Annotated in this window: 1 protein-coding gene; it reads left to right on the top strand. The window is 66.9% G+C overall.

Going from position 1 to position 272, the window contains the following annotated elements; all coding sequences use genetic code 11:
- On the top strand, nt 1-272 hold a 272-nt coding region (locus tag JT719_RS24755; protein WP_207436447.1), incomplete at both ends, for a hypothetical protein.

The raw sequence follows: 272 nt of genomic DNA, 5'->3' as shown, positions 1-272 counted from the left end.
CCGCCGCTTTCGGTGCGGCTCGAGCCAGGCGGATCGCTCCGCGTCGAGAGCGGCGGCACGCCACCGTGGTGGAGCTATTGGGTGCCGACGGTCGGGCCGATAATCTCGGGTGTGCTGGCGTTCCTGGGCGCCTGGCTTGGTCTATCAATCGCACAACGCAACACACTGCGCACGATCGAGGCCGCCCAGAGGACGACGGAGGCGTCGGTCTGGCAGAAGGCGAACGAGACCGAGCTCAAGGACCTACTCGGCAAGCTCGACGGCTTCTACGG

Origin of the sequence: Sabulibacter ruber (assembly GCF_017355955.1) — a bacterium.
In the GTDB taxonomy this organism is placed as follows: domain Bacteria; phylum Bacteroidota; class Bacteroidia; order Cytophagales; family Hymenobacteraceae; genus Nibribacter; species Nibribacter ruber_A.
Note: the sequence above shows the minus strand (reverse complement) of the source record. Positions and strands in the feature narration are given on the sequence as shown.